12 protein-coding genes, 2 tRNA genes, 3 rRNA genes and 2 riboswitches are annotated in these 22,092 nt (G+C 61.3%); of the genes, 8 read left to right on the forward strand and 9 right to left on the reverse strand.

Features of this window, described 5'->3' with window-relative positions; genetic code table 11:
- The first annotated feature begins 266 nt into the window (after nt 1-266).
- Genes ABIE53_RS30030 through ABIE53_RS30040 form a run of 3 tightly spaced genes read left to right on the forward strand, consistent with a single transcriptional unit; the run spans nt 267 to nt 4,787 of the window.
- Entirely contained in the window at nt 267-1,016 is a 750-nt protein-coding gene (locus tag ABIE53_RS30030; RefSeq protein ID WP_192698913.1) for an ABC transporter ATP-binding protein, read from the forward strand.
- Nucleotides 1,003-3,576, forward strand: coding sequence for an FtsX-like permease family protein (locus tag ABIE53_RS30035; protein ID WP_006052210.1), 2,574 nt, complete (start codon nt 1,003-1,005; stop codon nt 3,574-3,576). Before ABIE53_RS30030 ends, ABIE53_RS30035 begins: the two co-directional genes overlap by 14 nt.
- Complete coding sequence (locus tag ABIE53_RS30040) at nt 3,576-4,787, forward strand: lipocalin-like domain-containing protein (RefSeq protein WP_192698912.1); 1,212 nt, start codon at nt 3,576-3,578, stop codon at nt 4,785-4,787. Before ABIE53_RS30035 ends, ABIE53_RS30040 begins: the two co-directional genes overlap by 1 nt.
- Nucleotides 4,788-4,888: 101 nt before the next feature.
- Here ABIE53_RS30040 and rrf read toward each other — a convergent pair.
- From rrf to cobW, 9 genes are all read right to left on the reverse strand, one after another.
- Nucleotides 4,889-5,002: ribosomal RNA gene (gene rrf / locus ABIE53_RS30045) — 5S ribosomal RNA — on the reverse strand.
- Nucleotides 5,003-5,215: 213 nt separating this feature from the next.
- Nucleotides 5,216-8,098: ribosomal RNA gene (locus tag ABIE53_RS30050) — 23S ribosomal RNA — on the reverse strand.
- 353 nt (nt 8,099-8,451) lie between these two features.
- Nucleotides 8,452-8,527, reverse strand: a tRNA-Ala gene (locus ABIE53_RS30055).
- A 56-nt stretch (nt 8,528-8,583) separates the two neighbouring features.
- Nucleotides 8,584-8,660 (reverse strand) — tRNA-Ile (locus tag ABIE53_RS30060).
- Between the two features lie 72 nt (nt 8,661-8,732).
- A 16S ribosomal RNA gene (locus ABIE53_RS30065) occupies nt 8,733-10,265 on the reverse strand.
- Together the 16S, 23S and 5S rRNA genes with 2 tRNA genes alongside form the textbook arrangement of a ribosomal RNA operon.
- 447 nt (nt 10,266-10,712) lie before the next feature.
- Nucleotides 10,713-11,312: a vWA domain-containing protein gene (locus tag ABIE53_RS30070; protein ID WP_192700184.1), complete on the reverse strand. Its 600-nt coding sequence runs from the start codon at nt 11,310-11,312 to the stop codon at nt 10,713-10,715.
- A 98-nt stretch (nt 11,313-11,410) separates the two neighbouring features.
- The gene (locus ABIE53_RS30075; protein ID WP_192700185.1) at nt 11,411-12,511 is read right to left on the reverse strand and encodes a magnesium chelatase ATPase subunit I; all 1,101 of its coding nucleotides are present in this window, start codon (nt 12,509-12,511) and stop codon (nt 11,411-11,413) included.
- Nucleotides 12,508-16,311, reverse strand: coding sequence for a cobaltochelatase subunit CobN (gene cobN / locus ABIE53_RS30080; RefSeq protein ID WP_192700186.1), 3,804 nt, complete (start codon nt 16,309-16,311; stop codon nt 12,508-12,510). The genes ABIE53_RS30075 and cobN overlap by 4 nt, the downstream gene beginning before the upstream one ends.
- A 14-nt stretch (nt 16,312-16,325) precedes the next feature.
- Nucleotides 16,326-17,435, reverse strand: a complete 1,110-nt coding sequence (gene cobW / locus ABIE53_RS30085) for a cobalamin biosynthesis protein CobW (protein ID WP_192700187.1) — start codon at nt 17,433-17,435, stop codon at nt 16,326-16,328.
- A gap of 167 nt (nt 17,436-17,602) precedes the next feature.
- Nucleotides 17,603-17,883: riboswitch (cobalamin riboswitch) on the reverse strand.
- A gap of 69 nt (nt 17,884-17,952) precedes the next feature.
- A riboswitch (cobalamin riboswitch) is annotated at nt 17,953-18,196 on the forward strand.
- A gap of 204 nt (nt 18,197-18,400) precedes the next feature.
- On the opposite strand from cobW, the gene cobA reads away from it, so the two are divergent.
- From cobA to bluB, 5 genes are read left to right on the forward strand one after another with little or no spacing between them, the layout of a single operon-like run.
- On the forward strand, nt 18,401-19,123 hold the full coding sequence (gene cobA / locus ABIE53_RS30090; RefSeq protein ID WP_044021378.1) for a uroporphyrinogen-III C-methyltransferase: 723 nt from the start codon (nt 18,401-18,403) through the stop codon (nt 19,121-19,123).
- A complete protein-coding gene (locus ABIE53_RS30095; RefSeq protein WP_192700188.1) occupies nt 19,120-19,551 on the forward strand; it encodes a cobalamin biosynthesis protein in 432 nt (143 codons plus the stop codon). The genes cobA and ABIE53_RS30095 overlap by 4 nt, the downstream gene beginning before the upstream one ends.
- Nucleotides 19,548-20,150, forward strand: coding sequence for a cob(I)yrinic acid a,c-diamide adenosyltransferase (gene cobO / locus ABIE53_RS30100; protein WP_006050290.1), 603 nt, complete (start codon nt 19,548-19,550; stop codon nt 20,148-20,150). Before ABIE53_RS30095 ends, cobO begins: the two co-directional genes overlap by 4 nt.
- Before the next feature lie 2 nt (nt 20,151-20,152).
- The gene (locus tag ABIE53_RS30105; RefSeq protein WP_006050291.1) at nt 20,153-21,451 is read left to right on the forward strand and encodes a cobyrinic acid a,c-diamide synthase CobB; all 1,299 of its coding nucleotides are present in this window, start codon (nt 20,153-20,155) and stop codon (nt 21,449-21,451) included.
- Nucleotides 21,435-22,082: a 5,6-dimethylbenzimidazole synthase gene (gene bluB, locus ABIE53_RS30110; protein WP_006050292.1), complete on the forward strand. Its 648-nt coding sequence runs from the start codon at nt 21,435-21,437 to the stop codon at nt 22,080-22,082. Before ABIE53_RS30105 ends, bluB begins: the two co-directional genes overlap by 17 nt.
- The last annotated feature ends 10 nt before the right edge of the window (nt 22,083-22,092 follow it).

Below are 22,092 nucleotides of genomic sequence, written 5' to 3' on the forward strand. Positions count from 1 at the left end.
ACTTTTTTGGGTCCGCTCAAGGCGCCGCACGCAAGGCACTCGCGGTACTCGTCGTACGGCATTCCCCGATTGCTCTTTTTCGGCGTGTAGCGGAGAGCTTTTTTATAAAGCGCGAAAGATTTTTGTTCTGTCGCGCGCCCGAAAGAAGGCGCGAGCGTCAGCCAACTTTCGCGCAAGGCGCCGCGCGACACTAATAAGCCGATGCGCCGACGCACCTTACAGAAGCCGAATATACTCAGCGATCAACAGTACTTTGCGGACCATGCATGCAGTTTCGTGACGAAGATGCGATTCCCGCGCTCGAGTGCCGCGGGCTGAGCAAGAAGTACGGCAGCGGTCGAGTCGTACTCGCCAATCTGGATTTCATGCTCGCGCCCGGCGAATTCGTTGCGATCATGGGCGACTCGGGCGTCGGCAAATCGACGCTGCTCAATCTGATCGCCGGCCTCGATCAGGCGGACAGCGGCGAGGTGATGATCGGCGGTGCTGCCGTTTCGCGTCTGGATGACAATGCCGCGACGCGTTTGCGTCGTCAGAAACTCGGCTTTGTCTTTCAGGCCTTTCACGTGCTGCCACATCTGACGCTAGCGCAGAACGTCGCATTGCCGCTGCTGTTAAATGAACTGCCCGTTTCCGCCGCGCTCGACATGCTCGCGACAGTCGGGCTCGAAGGCCGTGGCGACGATTTTCCGCGGCAACTGTCGGGCGGCGAACTGCAACGCGTTGCCATCGCGCGCGCCCTCGTGCATCGCCCTACTTTGATCCTCGCCGACGAGCCGACGGGCAACCTCGACCCCGACACAGCGCATGGCGTGCTCGCGTTATTTCGCGCGCAAAGCAAGGCGACCGGCGCGGCAACGATGATGGTCACACACTCGCAGGCCGCGGCCGCGATTGCCGATCGCATTCTGATTCTCAGCGACGGCGCCTTGCATCCCGCATCGCAAGCACAGGCGCGTTCAGGCGCGGAATACGGCTCGCAACCTGCAGCGCGTTCAGTCGATGACGCCCGCTGATTCGTACCGCCCCGCGCGCACGCGCGGGCATCGCACTCTCGCGCGCTGGCTGCTCGGCGCCGAATGGCGCAGTCATCGCGGACGGGCACTCGTTGCAATTGCAACGATCGCGCTCGGCGTGGCGCTTGGCTATGCAGTGCAACTCATCAACAGTGCAGCCTTCAACGAGTTCTCCGCTGCGGCGCGCAGTCTTTCGGGCCAGGCAGATTTGCAAGTACGCGGCGCACAACCTTTATTCGACGAGTCAATTTATCCGCGCGTGGCCACAAGAGCGGGCGTCGCGCTCGCGAGCCCCGTACTGGCGCTCGACGTCAGCGTGCATGAATATAACGCCGCGTTGCCCGTGCTCGGCATCGACGTGTTCAGGGCGAGCCGCATTGCGCCGGATCTGATCGGCGTTCCGTCAGCCGCGCAGCCGCTCGACACGCTCGCCTCCGACGCCGTGTTTCTCTCCACCGCCGCGCAGCAATGGCTGCATGTGAAGACGGGCGACCAGATCGTGCTGCAAAACGGCACCGCGCTCGTGCATTTGCGCGTGGCCGGCGGCATCGCCAGAACACGGCCAGGACAACGGCTCGCCATCATGGATATTGCGGCCGTTCAGTGGAAATTCGGCAAGGTCGGCAAACTGTCGCGCATCGACGTGCAGCTCAAACGTGGCGTCGACCGCGAGCGCTTCAAGCGCGATCTGCAGAAAGAGCTAGGTAGCCAATGGATCATTGCGGAAACGCGCGACGTCGAAAGCCGCACTGACAGGCTCTCGCGTGCCTATCGAATCAACATGAACGTGCTCGCGCTCGTCGCGCTTTTTACCGGCGCGTTTCTCGTCTTTTCGACGCAGGCGTTGAGTGTCGTGCGTCGTCGCGCGCAGTTCGCGATGTTGCGCGTGCTCGGGCTGACACGCGGCCAGCTATTGCGTCAGATTCTCTTCGAGGGCGCGCTGCTCGGCTTGCTCGGTTCGCTATGCGGCCTTGCGCTGGGTTATGCGCTTGCTGCGGGCGCGTTGCGCTTTTTTGGCAGCGATCTCGGTGGCGGCTATTTTCCCGGCGTGCAACCGCAGGTCGGCTTCGAACCGCTTGCAAGCGCACTCTTTTTGACGCTCGGCATCGCGGTGGCTGTTCTCGGCAGTCTCGCGCCGGCACTCGAAGCGGCACGCGCACGGCCCGCGTCGGCACTGAAGGCAGGCGCCGAAGAAGGCGCGCTCGCGCGGCTCGCCACGCCGTGGCCTGCATTGCTATGCCTGCTGATCGCGGCGCTGCTGACGCAAGCGCCGCCCTGGTTCGACGCGCCCATTGGCGGTTATGTGGCCGTCGCGTTGTTACTTATCGGCGGCATTGCATTGATGCCGCGCGTGACCGCCCTTGTGTTCGGTGCAACGAGTCGCGGTTTGGCTGCGCGGCCGCGCAGCGGCGTCGCGAGTACGCTTGCGCTCGCACGCCTTGCAAATGCGCCGGGTCATGCGTCGATTGCAATGGGCGGCGTGTTGTCGAGCTTCGCGCTGATCGTGGCGATGGCGATCATGGTCGCGAGCTTTCGCGTGTCCGTCGAAGACTGGCTCGTGCATCTGCTATCGGCCGATCTCTATGTACGGGTCGCACAGAACGGCGACACCGGCGGCCTCAGCGCCGATGAGCAGCGCCGGCTTGCAAGCGTCCCAGGCGTTGCGAGAGCGGCCTTTACGCGCGCGTCGCATATCACACTCGACCCCGCGCGCCCCGACATCGCGATACTTGCCCGCGAAATCGATGTGGCCGATCCCGGCGCGAATCTGCAAATGACGGGACCTGTACTCGGTATTCGTGATCTGCACGGCGACGAAACACCTGTTTGGGTATCCGAAGCAATGATCGATCTATACGGCTATAAGCTCGGACAGCGTGTTCACTTGCCGATTGGCGAGCGCGGACACGCGTTCGTCGTGGCCGGCGTGTGGCGCGACTATGTGCGGCAAAGCGGTGCGATACAGATACGGCTCGCCGATTATCGGCGCCTCACCACCGACATGAGTGCGACCGATGTCGCGGTAAGCGTCGAACGAGGCGCGAGCGTCGAAAGCGTAATAGCCGGATTGCGCGCACTACCTTTCGGCGCGATGTTGCAGATCGCGCAGCCCGGCGACATTCGTGCGCGCACGCTCGTGATTTTCGACCGGAGCTTTGCGGTCACCTATCTTCTCGAGGCGGTCGCGATTGTTATCGGCTTGTTCGGTGTGGCCGCAACGTTCTCCGCACAGACGCTCGCGCGCGCTCGTGAGTTCGGCATGCTGCGGCATGTCGGTGTAACGCGCTCGCAGATCCTCGCAGTACTCGCACTCGAGGGCGGTCTGCTCACGGCATGCGGCATTGCAATGGGCTTCGTTCTCGGGTTTGCGATCAGCCTGATTCTTGTATTCGTCGTCAATCCGCAATCGTTTCATTGGAGCATGTCGCTGCATGTTCCGTGGATTATTCTCGGCACCGTTGCACTGGTGATGCTGGCGTCGTCGTGCTCGACGGCCGTGCTCGCGGGACGCGGCGCGGTTTCCGTCGATGCGCTGCGCGCCGTCAAGGAGGACTGGTGATGCGAACGCGGCTGCGCTTCTCGTCGACGTGCGGACTCGTGCGGCGCGCGGCGGTTCTTCGCCTTGCGGTTGAGATCAGGCTTCGCATTGCGCGGTTTTGGCGTGTACGTCCGCGAGTTTCTGTCTTGTTCCTTTCTACCGTACTCACTGTTTCGCCAGCATTCGGCGCAGCGCCGGAGTTTGCCGTCGTCACGAAAGAACGTCCCATCGTGCTGCCGATGGACACTGGCGCTCACGCCGATTTTCGCACCGAGTGGTGGTACGCGACGGGCTGGCTCAACACGCCGGACAACAAGCCGCTTGGTTTCCAGATCACTTTCTTCCGGTCCGCAACGGGCCACGATGCCGCGGACCCGAGTACTTTTGCGCCTTCTCAATTGATCATTGCGCACGCGGCGCTGAGTGATCCGGCACTGGGTCATCTCGTGCACGATCAACGGATTGCGCGCCAGGGGTTCGGGCTTGCGTATGCGAAGCCCGCCAACACCGACGTGAAGCTCGATGCATGGAAAATCGTCCGTGCCGCGGATGGCCGCTACGAGGTCGCCGTCGATGCGGGCGAATTCACGTTGCATCTCACGCTGACACCGACACAGGCACCGTTGATTCAAGGCGAGCGCGGCTACTCCCGCAAGGGCCCGCGACCGGAACAGGCGAGCTACTACTACAGCGAGCCGCAACTGCGTGTGTCGGGCAGCGTGACAAGGCCCGTCACTGGAGGCGGTTCATCGCAAGCTGCCACTGCGGTAACGGGCATTGCGTGGCTCGATCACGAATGGTCGAGCACCCTGCTCGATGCGAATGCAGTGGGATGGGACTGGTTGGGCGCTAATCTGTTCGACGGATCGGCTTTAATGGCCTTCAAGGTACGCAGCCGCGACGGACACGCTATTTGGGCGCACGCTGCAATGCGCGATCGTGATGGACATGTCACGACTTTCGCCCCGAACGAGGTCGAGTTCACGCCGCGCCGCACGTGGCGTTCACCGCGCACTAACACGCCGTATCCGGTCGCGATGACGGTGAGGACCGGCGCGCTGACATGGCAGCTCGATCCGCTGATGGACGATCAGGAACTGGACTCGCGGCAGTCCACCGGCGCGGTGTACTGGGAAGGCGCGGCGCGGGTGAGCCGCGATGGTACTGAGCTCGGGCGGGCGTATCTGGAACTGACCGGCTATGCGGGCGCTCTGCGCATGGGCGGGCCGTGACGGCGCGCCGCATTTTGCCGCCCTTTGTTCCGCCCCTTGTTCCGCCGTGTAAACGCAGAAACCCCACCTTTGCGGGGTGGGGTTTCTGACACTGCTGGGGAGCCTGACGATTACCTACTTTCACACGGGTAATCCGCACTATCATCGGCGTGGAGTCGTTTCACGGTCCTGTTCGGGATGGGAAGGGGTGGGACCGACTCGCTATGGTCATCAGGCATGACTTGTTGTCGTGTCGCCTGTGGGGGCGGCACAACCAATCGGGAAGAAGTAGCTTCTGGTGATGCTCACCAGGTGTAGCGGGCTGTGCTGTTTCTGGCACAACACTGATCACTCAACCGTGTGCGGTCTGCATAAGACCCTGCGCGTTGCGCAGGGTGGGGCATCCATAAGTGCTGAAGCACTAACGGCTGCCGACACACACCTGTTATAGGATCAAGCCTTACGGGCAATTAGTATCAGTTAGCTGAACGCATTACTGCGCTTACACACCTGACCTATCAACGTCCTGGTCTTGAACGACCCTTCAAGGGGCTTAAAGCCCCGGGGATATCTCATCTTAAGGCGAGTTTCCCGCTTAGATGCTTTCAGCGGTTATCTCTTCCGAACATAGCTACCCGGCGATGCCACTGGCGTGACAACCGGTACACCAGAGGTTCGTCCACTCCGGTCCTCTCGTACTAGGAGCAGCCCCCTTCAAATATCCAGCGCCCACGGCAGATAGGGACCAAACTGTCTCACGACGTTTTAAACCCAGCTCACGTACCTCTTTAAATGGCGAACAGCCATACCCTTGGGACCGGCTACAGCCCCAGGATGAGATGAGCCGACATCGAGGTGCCAAACACCGCCGTCGATATGAACTCTTGGGCGGTATCAGCCTGTTATCCCCAGAGTACCTTTTATCCGTTGAGCGATGGCCCTTCCATACAGAACCACCGGATCACTATGACCTGCTTTCGCACCTGCTCGACTTGTCGGTCTCGCAGTTAAGCACGCTTATGCCATTGCACTATCAGCACGATTTCCGACCGTACCTAGCGTACCTTCGTACTCCTCCGTTACACTTTGGGAGGAGACCGCCCCAGTCAAACTGCCTACCATGCACTGTCCCCGATCCGGATTCACGGACCAGGGTTAGAACCTCAAACAGATCAGGGTGGTATTTCAAGGATGGCTCCACGCAAACTGGCGTTCACGCTTCACAGCCTCCCACCTATCCTACACAGACCGGTTCAAAGTCCAATGCAAAGCTACAGTAAAGGTTCATGGGGTCTTTCCGTCTAGCCGCGGGGAGATTGCATCATCACAAACACTTCAACTTCGCTGAGTCTCGGGAGGAGACAGTGTGGCCATCGTTACGCCATTCGTGCAGGTCGGAACTTACCCGACAAGGAATTTCGCTACCTTAGGACCGTTATAGTTACGGCCGCCGTTTACCGGGACTTCAATCAGGAGCTTGCACCCCATCATTTAATCTTCCGGCACCGGGCAGGCGTCACACCCTATACGTCCACTTTCGTGTTTGCAGAGTGCTGTGTTTTTATTAAACAGTCGCAGCCACCAGTTTATTGCAACCCCTTCACCCTTCTGGCGCAGGCCAGTCAGGCTACAGGGGCGTACCTTATCCCGAAGTTACGGTACCAATTTGCCGAGTTCCTTCTCCCGAGTTCTCTCAAGCGCCTTAGAATACTCATCTCGCCCACCTGTGTCGGTTTGCGGTACGGTCACTGTTGAACTGAAGCTTAGAGGCTTTTCCTGGAACCACTTCCGATTGCTTCGTCGCCTAAACGACTGGCCTCGCACCCTTGAATTCCGCGCCCGGATTTGCCAAAGCGCCTTCTCCAATGCAAGGACCGGGACTTCCAACACCCGGACAACCTTCCGCGATCCGTCCCCCCATCGCATTCAACACTGGTGCAGGAATATTAACCTGCTTCCCATCAGCTACGCATTTCTGCCTCGCCTTAGGGGCCGACTCACCCTACGCCGATGAACGTTGCGTAGGAAACCTTGGGCTTACGGCGAGGGGGCCTTTCACCCCCTTTATCGCTACTCATGTCAGCATTCGCACTTCCGATACCTCCAGCACACTTTCCAGTGCACCTTCGCAGGCTTACGGAACGCTCTCCTACCATGCACATAAATGTGCATCCGCAGCTTCGGTATATGGCTTAGCCCCGTTACATCTTCCGCGCAGGACGACTCGATCAGTGAGCTATTACGCTTTCTTTAAAGGATGGCTGCTTCTAAGCCAACCTCCTGACTGTTTTAGCCTTCCCACTTCGTTTCCCACTTAGCCATATTTGGGGACCTTAGCTGGCGGTCTGGGTTGTTTCCCTCTTGACACCGGACGTTAGCACCCGATGTCTGTCTCCCGTGATTGCACTCTTCGGTATTCGGAGTTTGCTATGGCGTAGTAATCCGCAATGGACCCCACAACCATGACAGTGCTCTACCCCCGAAGGTGATACACGAGGCACTACCTAAATAGTTTTCGGAGAGAACCAGCTATTTCCAGGTTTGTTTAGCCTTTCACCCCTATCCACAGCTCATCCCCTAACTTTTCAACGTTAGTGGGTTCGGACCTCCAGTACGTGTTACCGCACCTTCATCCTGGCCATGGATAGATCACCTGGTTTCGGGTCTACACCCAGCGACTGAACGCCCTGTTCGGACTCGCTTTCGCTACGCCTGCCCTAATCGGTTAAGCTTGCCACTGAATGTAAGTCGCTGACCCATTATACAAAAGGTACGCCGTCACCCTCTTGCGAAGGCTCCGACTGTTTGTATGCATGCGGTTTCAGGATCTGTTTCACTCCCCTCCCGGGGTTCTTTTCGCCTTTCCCTCACGGTACTGGTTCACTATCGGTCGATCACGAGTATTTAGCCTTGGAGGATGGTCCCCCCATCTTCAGACAGGATTTCACGTGTCCCGCCCTACTTGTCGTACACCTAGTTCTTCCTCGCTGTTTTCGTCTACAGGGCTATCACCTGCTATGGCGGCACTTTCCAGAGCCTTCGACTAACAATGAAGATAAAGAGTACAGGCTGGTCCCATTTCGCTCGCCACTACTCTGGGAATCTCGGTTGATTTCTTTTCCTGCGGTTACTTAGATGTTTCAGTTCACCGCGTTCGCTTCACATGGCCTATGTATTCAGCCACGGATACCTCAAAAGAGGTGGGTTTCCCCATTCGGACATCTACGGATCAAAGCTCGTTTGCCAGCTCCCCGTAGCTTTTCGCAGGCTACCGCGTCCTTCATCGCCTGTGATCGCCAAGGCATCCACCACATGCACTTGTTCGCTTGACCCTATAACGGGTGTGTCTTCTCGGCCAGTGTTAGTGCTTTAGCACTTACTCTGGCCCGATCCCCGAAGGGGACCAGCGATCCGATCACTCGCTACAGGTTGAGTATTCGTGTTGCGCCGTATTCCAAGAGCAATCTTTCGATTACCTTTAAAATACATCGATACAATCACAACCCTGATTCACCTACTCGCACACCCATCTCTAAGTATGCTTTCGTGAATCTCTTTACTACTTCTTCCTGATTGTTAAAGAACGACAGCCGATACAAAGCTCTGCTTCATATCACTTGCTGACTGGCTCAATCGCCAATGCACAACGCTCTGCCTGTTTCACAGAACGCTACGCATTGAGGATTGGTGGAGGATGACGGGATCGAACCGACGACCCCCTGCTTGCAAAGCAGGTGCTCTCCCAGCTGAGCTAATCCCCCAAGTCACTGCACAGCAGCACCAGAGGTTTCAGTCCATCAGCTCACCAGACATGACATGGTGGGTCTGGATGGATTCGAACCATCGACCCCCGCCTTATCAAGACGGTGCTCTAACCGACTGAGCTACAGACCCCTGAGTCTGTCTGCGTTTCTTCACTACAGCCGATAAGCGTGAGCGCTCAACGTTTGACACGTTCAGCTCTGGAAAGGAGGTGATCCAGCCGCACCTTCCGATACGGCTACCTTGTTACGACTTCACCCCAGTCATGAATCCTACCGTGGTGACCGTCCTCCTTGCGGTTAGACTAGCCACTTCTGGTAAAACCCACTCCCATGGTGTGACGGGCGGTGTGTACAAGACCCGGGAACGTATTCACCGCGGCATGCTGATCCGCGATTACTAGCGATTCCAGCTTCACGCACTCGAGTTGCAGAGTGCGATCCGGACTACGATCGGTTTTCTGGGATTGGCTCCACCTCGCGGCTTGGCGACCCTCTGTTCCGACCATTGTATGACGTGTGAAGCCCTACCCATAAGGGCCATGAGGACTTGACGTCATCCCCACCTTCCTCCGGTTTGTCACCGGCAGTCTCCCTGGAGTGCTCTTGCGTAGCAACTAGGGACAAGGGTTGCGCTCGTTGCGGGACTTAACCCAACATCTCACGACACGAGCTGACGACAGCCATGCAGCACCTGTGTTACGGCTCCCTTTCGGGCACATCCACCTCTCAGCGGACTTCCGTACATGTCAAGGGTAGGTAAGGTTTTTCGCGTTGCATCGAATTAATCCACATCATCCACCGCTTGTGCGGGTCCCCGTCAATTCCTTTGAGTTTTAATCTTGCGACCGTACTCCCCAGGCGGTCAACTTCACGCGTTAGCTACGTTACCAAGCCAATGAAGGCCCGACAACCAGTTGACATCGTTTAGGGCGTGGACTACCAGGGTATCTAATCCTGTTTGCTCCCCACGCTTTCGTGCATGAGCGTCAGTATTGGCCCAGGGGGCTGCCTTCGCCATCGGTATTCCTCCACATCTCTACGCATTTCACTGCTACACGTGGAATTCTACCCCCCTCTGCCATACTCTAGCCCGCCAGTCACAAATGCAGTTCCCAGGTTAAGCCCGGGGATTTCACATCTGTCTTAGCGAACCGCCTGCGCACGCTTTACGCCCAGTAATTCCGATTAACGCTTGCACCCTACGTATTACCGCGGCTGCTGGCACGTAGTTAGCCGGTGCTTATTCTTCCGGTACCGTCATCCCGCCCGGATATTAGCCAGGCGGTTTTCTTTCCGGACAAAAGTGCTTTACAACCCGAAGGCCTTCTTCACACACGCGGCATTGCTGGATCAGGCTTGCGCCCATTGTCCAAAATTCCCCACTGCTGCCTCCCGTAGGAGTCTGGGCCGTGTCTCAGTCCCAGTGTGGCTGGTCGTCCTCTCAGACCAGCTACAGATCGTCGCCTTGGTAGGCCTTTACCCCACCAACTAGCTAATCTGCCATCGGCCGCCCCTGTAGCGCGAGGTCCCGAAGGATCCCCCGCTTTCCTCCGCAGAGCGTATGCGGTATTAATCCGGCTTTCGCCGGGCTATCCCCCACTACAGGACACGTTCCGATGTATTACTCACCCGTTCGCCACTCGCCACCAGGATTGCTCCCGTGCTGCCGTTCGACTTGCATGTGTAAGGCATGCCGCCAGCGTTCAATCTGAGCCAGGATCAAACTCTTCAGTTCAAACCTGTTACTGTTTTCGGGCTCTTTCGAACCCGGTCGCTCACTCAACGTACTGACGAAGTGTCTAACCATCTCTCGATGACCAAACCTTCCTTTCATTACTGTGTGAGACTTGATACTTTCGCTTTTCGCCCAGCTCCGGAGTTAAACCCCGCAACCCGGCGCGCGTCGCGCATCAAGCGCCCACACTTATCGGCTGTTAGTTTTTAAAGATCATTCGCTCAGAAGCTCTGCTTTCTTCGCGTCCGTCATCAAACGGGAGGCGAATTATGCGATGCGGTCCGCACCCCGTCAACCCCTTCTCTGCAATTATTTTCGAAAAGTTCAGAAGTGCAAGAAAAAGCGGCAACAAGCCGCACTCTTCTCCGGCGAATAGAATAGTTAGTTATCCAATGAAAATATTTGTCACTGAATAGCAGCCTGGTCGTCGGCAGATCTTCTCGCCCTTCAGCCGATCAGTTCTTCCGGCGTCAGGTGCCGCGCGCCCCAGGCGGTAGCCAGTCTCTCGCAGCGGCCAAGCCGTATCGTGCCCTGCTCGAAGTCGACGAATACGATCTCGTCCGCGTGAGGAGGCCGTGCCGCCTTATCCGTTGTGCGGCCGTCGGTGAGAATCCACAGCCAGCGCTGCTGCGCGGGCTTGCGCTGCGCGCTGCGCTCCAGCAATTGCGTGGCGCATCGAACGCCCGCTGCGAACGGCGTACCGCCGCCACCGCCGACCGGCTCGAGCCATCGCTCGTTCCACCATCGCGGCACGGCGGGACCGAAACGCAGATCCGCGCCCGCTCCGCCGAAGCAGACCAGCGCAGCCTCCGCACGCATCGCGCTCGCGCGGTCGAACAGCGCAATCAGCAAACCCTTGGCAAGCGCGAGACGCTCTCCGGCCAGCATCGAGCCCGAACAGTCCAGCACGAAGCAGTGCAGCACACCGCCGCGCGGTACATCACGCATGAAGCGCAGATCTTCGGCACTCAGCGTGCGCCGCCGTTGTTTCCCGATCGCGGCGAATGTCTGCGGCCATGCGATACGCCGGCTCGAATTACCACGCATCTCAAGACGCGCATCGCCACGCGAACGCAAGACCGCATCTGCCTTTTGCCGCCATCGAAATCCGCTGTCCAACTCAGCGGCGGCGCCCTTCCGATGGCTCAGCGTTTTTTTACGTTGAGCGGGATAACGCCTTTGACGTGCGTCGTCGCGGCCGGCTGCGGTGGCAGATAACCCCAATCGCCTTCGCCGCCAGCGGCCTCGTCTAGCGAAGGTGAAGACGAAGGCGAAGACGAATGCGCAGTCGAGCCCCGCTGCGAATCACGCGAGGACTCCATTTCGCTATCCCGCGCACTACTCGCAGACGACGCTCCCCGCTCACGCCGCCGATGCATCAGCACCGCATCCGCGACCCGCTCCACATGCTGCGGCGTCACCGCATCCGCGAGTTCGAACGCTGCGAGCGCACGCGCCGCGCGAAGCATCACGAGATCGGCGCGCAAGCCATCCACGGCAGCGTCGATACACAACGCACTGACGTGCGCGTGCACTGCGTCGTCGAAAGAAAGCTGCGGCAGCGCCTCGCGCGCCGCATGAATCCGCTCGACGTACTGCGCCTGCTCTTGCGCATAAGCCGCACGAAAACCAGCAGCATCCAGATCGAACGCGAGCCGTGCCTTCACGATCTGCTCACGCACGCGCGGCTCGAAACAGTTTTGCAACTCCACCATCAGGCCAAAACGGTCGATCAATTGCGGCCGCAATTCGCCCTCTTCAGGATTCATCGTGCCGATCAGCACGAAGCTCGCCTCATGACTATGCGATACGCCATCGCGTTCGACGGTATTCACGCCGCTCGCCGCCGCATCGAGCAACGCATCGACGAGCGCATCGGGCAGCAGATTCACTTCGTCCACATACAGCACGCCGCGATGCGCCTTCGCGAGCAGCCCAGGCGAGAAGCGCACGGAGCCGTCGCGCAGCACCGTTTCGATATCGAGCGTGCCGATCAGACGATCCTCGCTTGCGCCAAGCGGCAAGTTCACGAGTTGCCCTTCCGGCAGCAACTCGGCGAGCGCACGCGCGGCCGTCGATTTCGCCGTGCCGCGCGGCCCGCTGACCAACACGCCGCCGATGCCCGGATCGATCGCCGCGAGCAGCAATGCCTGCTGCAACGCGGGCTGTCCGATCAACGCGGCAAACGGAAACGCGGGCCTTTTCTGCGGCGCGCCGTCGCGTGCATCGTGCGTGGCTGCATTCATGATTGCATTCCTTCGATCTGCTGTTCGCTCGCGAGCAGATGCTGTTCGACCTGCGCGCGATAGTCGCCAGGCGTCTGCCACAAACCGCGCTGCATCGCTTCGAGCAGACGCTCGCAAATCGAATGCAGCGCATGCGGATTGTGCTGTTGCAAGAACTCGCGCGTGTCGCGATCGTTCAGATAAGCATCGGCGACGAGCGCATATTGATGATCCGCGACCACGCGCGCGGTCGCGTCATAGCCGTAGAGATAATCGACAGTAGCCGCGATTTCGGAAGCGCCCTTATAACCGTGGCGCTTTACACCGTCGATCCATTTTGGGTTGACCACGCGCGAGCGGATCACGCGCGCGATTTCCTCATGAAGCGTGCGAACGCGCGGCGCGGCCAGATTGCTGTGATCGGCGTGATAGACACTCGGCTGATTGCCCGCGAGATGCCGCACGGCCGCCACCATGCCGCCCTGAAACTGATAGTAGTCGTTCGAATCCAGCAGATCGTGTTCGCGGTTGTCCTGATTCTGCAAGACGACATCCATTGCGGCGAGGCGTGCGCCGAACGCCTGACGCGCCTCTTCGCCCGCACTTTTCTGCGTGTACGCATAACCGCCCCACGCCTGATACGCGTTCGCGAGGTCCGCGTCGGTCTGCCATTGCTGCGAGTCGATCATGTCCTGCAAGCCCGCACCATACGCGCCGGGCCGCGCGCTGAACACGCGCCAGCCGGCGCGCTTGCGCGCTTCGGCGGCGTCCATGCCGCGCGCGATCAACGCATCGCGTTCACGCAGAACACGCGCGCGAATCGGATTGAGCTCCGCGGGTTCGTCGAGTTCGGCGACGGCCTGCACCGCCGCATCGAACAGGTGCATCACGTTGGCGAAAGCGTCGCGGAAAAACCCGGATACGCGCAACGTGACGTCGATACGCGGACGGTCGAACGCTTCGATCGGCATGATCTCGAAGTCGGTCACGCGATGGCTGCCCGGCGCCCACTTCGGCCGCACGCCGAGCAGCGCAAGCGCCTGCGCGACGTCGTCGCCGCCGGTACGCATGGTCGCGGTGCCCCATACGGAAAGACCGATCGCGCGCGGATAATCGCCGTGTTCCTGCAGATGCCGCTCGATCAATTGCTGAGCCGACTTGAGCCCGAGCGACCAGGCGGCTTGCGTGGGAACCGCGCGCGTGTCGACCGAATAAAAGTTGCGCCCTGTGGGAAGCACATCGGGCCGCCCACGCGATGGCGAACCGCTCGGCCCCGGCGGCACGAAACGCCCTTCGAGACCGCGCTTCAGATGCAGCATCTCCTGGGGGCCGCATGCGTCGAGCCGCGGCAGCACGTCGTCGCGCAAACGTTCGAGTACGCGTGATGCTTGCGGCAGGCTGACTTCGGCAAACGAGTTTGAAGCGTCGCCTTGCTCCTCGCACATTGCTCGAAGCATGTCGGCTGCGAGCAGTTCCAGACGCTCGCGCGTATCGCCGCAATGCCGCCACGGCGCGTCGCTCACGCGTTGCAGAACATCGGGGCGCGGACCCGTCCATGCGGCGGACCAATCGACGGACAACGGATCGAAGAACCGATCGATGTTCAGATCGCGCGCCAACGCATCGATCAAACCTGCGTTGCCGCCTTGCCCATCGCCGACGGGAAAGCGCCCCAGCGCGAGCAACGTATCGCGCCGTTGCACGCCGTGCGGCGATTGACCGAACGTGTGCAACCCGTCGCGAATCTGCGCCTCTTTCAATTCGCAGAGCCACGCATCGACGCGCGTCAACAGCACATCTTCATCGTCCTCGCCGTTCGGCTCCGACAGGCTCAGCTCTTCATGCAGCCTATGTTCTACGATGGTCGCGAGAATCGTGCGCCGCAACAGCTTCGAGCGGCGCGGATCGACCATCAATGCTTCATAGTATTCATCGACCTGGCGCTCGAGATCCTGCAGCGGCCCATAGCTTTCCGCGCGCGTGAGCGGCGGCATCAGGTGATCGACGATCACCGCCTGCGCACGGCGTTTCGCCTGGCTGCCCTCGCCTGGATCGTTGACGATGAACGGATACAGATGCGGCATCGGCCCGAGAATCAGATCGGGCCAACAGGTATCGCTCAATGCGACGCTCTTGCCCGGCAGCCATTCCAGGTTGCCATGCTTGCCGACATGCACGATTGCGTCGATGCCGAACTGATGACGCAGCCAGAAATAGAACGCCAGGTACGCATGCGGCGGCACCAGCTCGGCGTCGTGATAGCTCGCGTAATCGCCCTGGTCACGTGAACGCGACGGCTGAATGCCGACGAACACATGACCGCAGCGCCAGCCCGAAATCATGAAACGGCCGCGCCGCACGGTCGGGTCCTGGTCCGGCGAGCCCCAACGCGCGTTCAGCGCATCGCGCGTCTGAGCAGGCAGCGCATTGAAATGCGCGAGGTAGTCGCCAAGCGCAAAGCTTTGCAAAGCGGGCCGCAGATCGCGCACGACGGGATCGTTCGTCACGCCTTCGGTCAGCTTCTTCAGCAGCGCGTCGCCGTTTTCTGGCACGTCGGCCACGCGATAACCTTCGTCGCGCAGCATCGACAGAATGCCGACCACCGACGCCGGCGTGTCGAGCCCGACGCCATTGCCGATGCGTCCCTCGCTCATCGGATAGTTCGCGAGAATCAGCGCGAGCTTCTTCTCGGCGTTGTCGAGCGAACGCAGCCGGCACCAGCGGCGGCTCAGTTCAGCGAGAAAACGCACGCGCTCGAGATCCGGCTGATAGCGGACCACGTCGACTTCCGTATGCGGACAACGATAGGCGAGTCCCTTGAAACTGATCGCGCGCGTGATGATGCGGCCGTCCACTTCCGGCAGCGCGATATGCATCGCGATGTCGCGCGAATTGAGACCCTGGTTGTCCTTCACCCAGTCGTCGCGATTGCCGCCGCTCAGGATCACTTGCAGCACCGGCGCATCGCCTGCGAGCGCGAGCGGCTCTGGATCGTCGATCGCAGACGCGGCGAACGCAGTGGTGTTGAGCACGAGTGCGGCGTCATGTTGCGCGCACAACGACTGCACGACTTCGCGGCTCATCGCATCTTTTAGCGACGTGATCGCGATCGGCAGCGGGTTCATGCCTTCTGATTCGAGCGCGTCGATCAGCGCATCGAACACCGCGGTATTGGCCGCCTGAAGATGCGCCTTGTAGAACAGAATCGCGGCAACGGGCGCGGCATGCCGCCAGCGCGCCTGCCAGTCGGCGATAGTCGGCGTATCGCATGCGGGATGGTAGAGCGACGCGGCAGGCAACGCGCGCGGCGGCGCCGGTTCGCGTCCCCATCCTAAAGCGCGATGCGCGATGCAGCGCAGGAACGCCTCGGCGTTTTGCGGCCCGCCTTCGCGCAGATAGCGCCACAGTTGATGGCATAGATCCGCATCGGCGGTACTACGTGCGAGCAGGTTCGGATCTTCCTGGAGATCGCCGGAAAACATCGCGAGCGTCTGCTGTTTGCGCTCCGCAAGCGCGACCACCTGCTCGATGCCGTATGGCCAGTACGCCTCGCCGCCAAGATGATCGACCACGACGACGCGCGCATGTTGCAACACGTCTTCGACGTAAAAGTCCACGGAGGCAGGCTGCCGCAGATACGTGACATTCGCGAGGCGCACGCTCGGAAAGCCGTCGCCGAGACGGGGAAACACGCTCGCGAGCAACGACAGCGTCGTATCCGCGGAACTCAGAATGACGATGTCCGCGGGCCGCTGATCAATGCGGATCACGCCTTGCGTATCGTCGACGAAACCGCCCGGCGTGGTGCGCAGCAGATGCATGTGTCTATACCTGCTTACGTCTGTTGCGCGGCGACAGCGGCTGCGACGCCGAGCGCGGCGTCGAACGCGCGTTGCAGCGCAGCCTGGTCGAGGTCTTCACCGATCAGCACGAAGCGGCTTTCGGCGCCTTCGCCTAGTTCTTCCAGTTCACCTTGCTGCCAGCGTCGATCGAAATAACTATCGAAGCGCCGGCCCACGCCTTGAACGACGAGCCGCATCGGCGCGCCCGGCAACGCCGCGAAACCCTTCACGCGATAAATCGTGTTGTTTTCCACGAGTCCTTGCAGCGCGGCGATCACCGCTTCACGCGACTGTGCCTTTGCATTCACGACCACCGAATCGAACTCATCGTGATGATGATTGGCGTCGTCGGCCGAACCGTGGTGATCGTGGCGCAAGTGAATCGTTTCCTCCGACGCCGCTTCAAGCCCGAACAACGCATGCAGATCGAGCTCGCCTTTATGCGCGCGCACGATCTTCACCTGCGGCGGAATTTCGGCGCGAATCACGGCTTCGACCGCGTTCTGGCCTGCTTCGTCGAGCAGATCGGTCTTGTTCAGAATCACCAGATCCGCAGCCGACAACTGATCCTCGAACAATTCGTGCAGCGGCGACTCATGGTCGAGATTCGGATCGGCCTTGCGTTGCGCGTCGACGGCAAGCGGGTTTTCGGCGAATTGGCCGCTTGCCGCAGCGGGTCCATCGACGAGGGTAATCACCGCATCCACCGTGAAACTGTTCTTGATCTGCGGCCAGTTGAACGCCTGCACGAGCGGCTTCGGCAACGCGAGCCCCGACGTTTCGATCAGCACATGGTCGATCTGCTCGCGGCGCTCGACGAGCTTTTCCATCACCGGAAAGAACTCTTCCTGGACCGTGCAGCACAGGCAACCGTTCGCCAGTTCATACAATTGGCCTTCGGTCTCGACGCCGTTTTCATCGCAACCAATGCCGCAACCTTTGAGGATTTCGCCGTCTATGCCGAGCTCGCCGAACTCGTTGACGATCACCGCAATGCGCTTGCCGCCCGCATTCCGAAGAATGTGCCGCAGCAACGTGGTCTTGCCGCTGCCGAGAAAGCCCGTGACGATGGTGACGGGAATCTTGCGCATCTGAACTTGCATGGTGAGTCCATCCGTGAGAGTTGCATCTGCTGGCCGGCCGAATCACACGCTTTCGCGCATGACGTCGCATCGCAAAACGCGGGAACGCACGACGGCCTTGCCGCTACACCAGGGAAACGCAGAATACGGGTATGAGGTCATGAGCGCAGCGCCGCTTCCCCGCGGCGTTCGCCCTTCGTGTTCCGGCCGGTATCCGGGCTGGCGAAAGCGCCGCTTCCCCTTCCCGGACGAGTGATTTCTCGCCCAGTGGTGATATGCCGACGCGGCCTTGCGCGTGGACATCGAAGCCGGCTCCGCGGCGCCATGCAAACCGCCATGACGTCGCTTTTCGCTTACCGTTGCGGGGGCAGCACAGGTTGACCCGATCCATGCGAGGCGGGCGCCCTGTTTCCCGTTTAACTGCATGCGCACGAGCGCGCACACGAGCACCAGAAGTGCGTGCGAGTGTAGGCCGCGCGCCTTGCGCCGTCAAGAAAACGCAAGCCCGGCGCGCTTATCGGACGGGCTTGCCGTGTGCTATCGTATGCGCGCGTCTGGTGCCCGCACATGCGCTCGCGTGTGCAGTTAAACGGGAAACAGGCAGCGCGCTTGCGCTCAACCTGTGCTGTCCCCGCAACGGTAAGCGACCGGCGGCGCGATTATTTTTTGCGCCGCACATGCGTTTTCAGTGCCACTGTCCAGCACATTCGAATGAATGTGGGCGGGAAGGCAAAGCGCGTGAGGCCGCCAGCCCGGATACCGGCCAGACGCGGAGGCGGCCGTGCGTTCTCAACGTCACGCCGCCGGCCGCCGGAATCCGCGAGGGACGGATGTGAAGGCGCTCAAGCACGACTTAGGGAAGCGGTCTGCAATCCGCGTTTGCTGTCGTGCGCGAATGCACAGTTTCGAATGACTTCAATCTCCATCACATTGCGTGTATGTCGACGCTGCGCGATTGCATGTGCGCCGACGCGGCGCATGCCGCGATGAAACGCGCATGGCTGATCGGCGCAGGCCCCGGCGACGTCGAACTGATGACGCTGAAGGCAACCCGCGCGCTCGCGCAAGCCGACGTGATACTCGTCGACGATCTGGTGAACCCCGACGTGCTGCAATTTGCGCGCGCCGATGCGTGCATCGTGTATGTCGGCAAGCGCGGCGGTCATCCGTCGACGCCGCAACACGGCATCGTCGAACAAATGCTCGCGCATCTGAACGAAGGGCGCAGCGTCGCGCGACTCAAAGGCGGCGATCCCTTCGTGTTCGGCAGAGGCGGCGAAGAGCAACAGGCACTGCATGCCGCGGGCGTCGATGTCGAAATCGTCAGCGGCATCACGGCCGGCATTGCGGCGCCGGCGGCCATCGGCATTCCGGTCACGCACCGCGATCATGCGCAAGGCGTCGTGTTCGTGACCGGCCACGGCGCGGGCACGAGCGAGCCGGATTGGGCCGCGCTCGCCGCCACGCGCATGACGCTCGTCATCTATATGGGCATGCGGCGGCTAAACGACATCGTCGGCGCGTTGCTGGCAGCGGGCATGTCGGCACAGACTCCGTGTGCCGCGATCGAATCCGCAACGCGCCCCGAGCAGCGGCATGCGCTCGCGACACTCGGTGATTTCGCCGATGCCGTCGCGCGCGCGGGACTCGGCTCGCCCGCAATCGTGGTGATCGGCGGCGTGGCGTCGCTGGCGAAGGATGTCCGATGAAAACGCTTAGCGTGGGCATCGGTTGCCGCTTGCAGACGTCGGCGGAAGAAATCGAAAACGCTGTGCGCGCAGCGCTCGGCTCGCATGCGTTCGAAGACATCGCGGCCGTCGCCTCGATCGAGACAAAAGCGCAAGAACCCGGCTTGCTCGCGTTCTGCGCGCGCCACGGGTTGCCGCTGCAATTCTTCACTCGTGCGCAGATCGCCGCGCTGCATGTCGCCGAGCCCTCGGCGGCCGCGCGCGAGCATCTCGGCGTCGACGGCGTCTGCGAACCTTGTGCGTTGCTTGGCGCGTCGATCCACGCTGCTGCTCAAACGCCCTATCTCGTCGCTCGCAAAACCGTCCACGCGGACGTCACCGTGGCGATTGCATCGACCGAACACGCGCTGCCGCGCAGCGCCACCTTCACTGACCAGGACCTTCCATGAAGACCGATCCCGAATCGCATCAACGCATGACCGAACGCCGGCGCGAAGGCCACGAAAAGAAGCAGGCCAACGCGACCGTCGAAAAGGGTCTGCTGATCGTCAACACCGGCACCGGCAAAGGCAAGACGACCGCTGCGTTCGGCATGGCCGTGCGCGTGCTCGGCCACGGCATGCGTCTTGGCGTCGTGCAGTTCATCAAGGGCGCGCTGCATACGTCGGAGCGCGACTTTCTCGGCGCCATCGCCAACTGCGATTTCGTCACGATGGGCGACGGCTACACCTGGAACACGCAGAACCGCGACGCCGACATCGCGACCGCGCGCAAGGGCTGGGACGAAGCGCGCCGGATGATCGAAAGCGGCGACTATCAGATGGTGATCCTCGACGAGCTGAACACCGTGCTCAAGTACGAGTACCTGCCGCTCGACGAAGTGCTGTCCGTGATCGCCGCGCGTCCAGAGATGCTTCATGTGGTCGTGACGGGCCGTCATGCGCCCGAGGCGCTGATCGAAGCCGCCGACCTCGTCACCGAAATGCGCATCGTCAAGCATCCGTATCGCGAGCAAGGCGTGAAAGCGCAGCGCGGCGTGGAGTTCTGAACGTGCCCGCCTGCCCCGCGCTCTTCATCAGCGCGCCCGCGTCGGGCCAGGGCAAGACCACGATCACCGCGGGTCTTGCGCGCTACCATCGGCGGCTCGGGCGGCGCGTGCGTGTCTTCAAGACCGGGCCCGACTTTCTCGATCCGATGATTCTGGCGCACGCGAGCGGCGCGCCGGTGTTGTCGCTCGATCTGTGGATGGTCGGTCAGGACGCGTGCCGCAATCTGCTTGCCGAGGCGGCGGCCGAAGCCGATCTGATCCTGATCGAAGGCGTGATGGGTCTGTTCGACGGCACACCGAGCAGCGCCGATCTCGCGAGCGCTTTCGGGGTGCCCGTGCTCGCCGTCATTTCTGCGAAGGCGATGGCGCAGACCTTCGGCGCGGTCGCGTTCGGGCTCGCGAATTTCAGGCCGCACGTGCCGTTTCATGGCGTGCTCGCTAACCGCGTCGGCTCGGCGCGTCACGCGCAGATGCTGCAAGAAGCGTTGCCACCGACGCTGCGCTGGTGCGGCCACCTCGCAGCAAGCGATGAAATCGAATTGCCCGACCGTCACCTCGGCTTGCATCAAGCGGCCGAAATCGACGACCTCGACGCGCGCCTCGAACGCGCCGCCGATGCGCTCGCCGATACGGCGTTAGCCGACCTGCCGCCCGCCGTCGAATTCGGCGCGCCCACGCCGCTGGCGCTGCCGCCGCTTCTGCAAGGCAAGGAGATCGCCATTGCGCGCGACGCAGCGTTCTCGTTCATCTATCCGGCCAACGTCACGCTGCTGGAAGCACTCGGCGCGCGCGTGCAATACTTCTCGCCGCTCGCCGACGAGCCGTTGCCCGCGGGCACGGACGCTGTGTATCTGCCCGGCGGCTACCCCGAACTGCACGCGGCGGCGCTCGCCGCCAACATGCGCAGCGCCGCTGCGGTCCGCGCGCATGTGGCAAACGGCAAACCGCTCGTCGCCGAATGCGGCGGCATGCTGTATCTGCTCGATCGACTCACCGACACGCAAGGCGTCAGCACGCCGATGCTCGGCCTGCTGCCCGGCCACGCGACGATGCAAACGCGTTTCACCGCGCTCGGCATGCAGCAGATCGACAGCCTGCATGGCGTGATGACCGGTCACACGTTTCACTACTCGAAGGTGAGCACCGCGTTAGTGCCGCTGCGCTCGGCCACGCGGCCTCAAGGCGATGCGCCCGGCGAGGCGCTATATCGCGCCGGCTCCATCGTCGCAACTTATATGCACGCTTACTGGCCCTCCAACCCGGCTTTCGCGGCCGCTCTCTTCAATGGCCAAGCCTTTTAACGACGCCGACCGCGATGCGGTCTATCGCGCGATCCACGAACGCCGCGACATGCGCCATTTCGTGCGCGATCCCGTCGATGCCGCCGTGTTGCAGCGTCTCCTCGACGCCGCGCATCACGCGCCGAGCGTCGGCTTCATGCAGCCGTGGCGGATCGCGCGCATCACCGATCCCGCGTTGCGCGCCGCGCTGCATGCAACCGTCGAAAGCGAACGGCTTGCCACCGCCGACGCGCTCGGCAAACGCCGCGAAGAGTTCATGAAGCTGAAAGTGGAAGGCATGCTGGAATGCGGCGAGCTGCTCGTGATGGCGCTGATGGACGGCCGCGAGCGGCACGTTTTCGGCCGACGCACGTTGCCGGAGATGGATCTCGCGTCAGTCGCGTGCGCGATCCAGAACATGTGGCTCGCCGCGCGCGCGGAAGGCCTCGGCATGGGCTGGGTGTCGCTCTTCGACGTCGATGCGGTACGCCGGCTTCTGCATATGCCCGAAGGCGCGCGGCCGGTCGCGATACTGTGTCTTGGGCACGTCGACCGGTTCTATAGCGAGCCGATGCTGCAGACCGAGCGTTGGGCGGATCGCATGCCGCTCGCCGATTGTGTGTTCGAAAACCGCTGGCCTGAGAACCTCTAAGCGCAGCAGC

The sequence above is a fragment of the Paraburkholderia sp. OAS925 genome (assembly GCF_040543975.1).
GTDB lineage: Bacteria > Pseudomonadota > Gammaproteobacteria > Burkholderiales > Burkholderiaceae > Paraburkholderia > Paraburkholderia graminis.